1 protein-coding gene is annotated in these 1,060 nt (G+C 51.3%); it reads right to left on the bottom strand.

Translation table 11 applies throughout. From position 1 onward, the window contains the following. Nucleotides 1-1,060: iron ABC transporter permease (locus tag IQ219_RS19815; RefSeq protein ID WP_194073764.1), on the bottom strand; the 1,060-nt coding region annotated here is incomplete at both ends.

Below are 1,060 nucleotides of genomic sequence, written 5' to 3'. Positions count from 1 at the left end.
GGTGTGCACTTGCCAGAGAATTTGAGTGGGGGTTTTACCCAAGCTGCGGGCCGCATCATCCAAAGTTGGTTTGATTTTGCCCAAACTACCTTCCAGGGAACCTATGGCCACCGCCAGAAAGCGCACAAGGTAGGCATAGACTAAAACCGCAATGGTGCCACTCAAGAGGAGACCAATGTTGACGCCCCAAATCCTTTCCCACCAGCCCGCTAGCCAATTGTCAAAGTTGCCCGCTGGAATCAGCACCCCCACCGCAATGACGGAACCAGGGATGGCGTAGCCCATGGAGGTAACTCTAACGGCAAAGGAGGTCAGGGGTTGACGACTCAATCGTTGGCCATAGACGAGGATTAAACCAATTACTAAGGCGATCGCCGCGGTGAGAAAGGAGAGAATTAAGCTGTGGGAAGCTAACTGGAAAAAGTTATTGTTCTTGACTTCCTGGGCATAGGAAACGGTGAGGTAGAGGAGATAACTGGCGGGCACCAAAAAACCGAGGAGGAAGGGAAAAAGACAGAAAGCTAAGGCTCCGATCGCCCTTAGGCCCCGGAGTTGGTAACGGGGTAAATTTTGTTGGGGACTGCTGGATTGATAAAACTTAGCCTGACGACGGGACCAACGCTCCAAAACCACCAAAAGGAAGACAAAAATCATTAAAAAGGCGGCTAGCTGAGTTGCCCCTTGTCTTTCCCCAAAGCCGAACCAAGTGGAATAAATGCCCGTGGTAAAGGTATTAACGCCAAAATATTGCACTGTGCCAAAATCATTCAAAGTCTCCATCATCACCAAAGCTAAACCAGCGGCGATCGCCGGCCGAGCTAAGGGTAAGGCAACCCGACTAAAACTTTGCCAGGGATTGCAACCTAAGGAACGGCTGGCTTCTAGGGTACAAATTCCCTGCTCCAAAAAGGCGAGGCGGGCCAAAAGATAAACATAGGGATAGGACACCAAGGCCAAAATGGCGATCGCCCCCCAAAGGGAACGGATATTGGGGAACCAATAGTCAAGAGCCGACTCCCAACCGAAAATGGCCCGCAGTAGGGTCTGTACAGGGCCGTAA

It is taken from the genome of Synechocystis sp. LEGE 06083 (assembly GCF_015207725.1).
In the GTDB taxonomy this organism is placed as follows: domain Bacteria; phylum Cyanobacteriota; class Cyanobacteriia; order Cyanobacteriales; family Microcystaceae; genus Synechocystis; species Synechocystis salina.
This window is presented reverse-complemented; position numbering and strand designations above follow the sequence as displayed.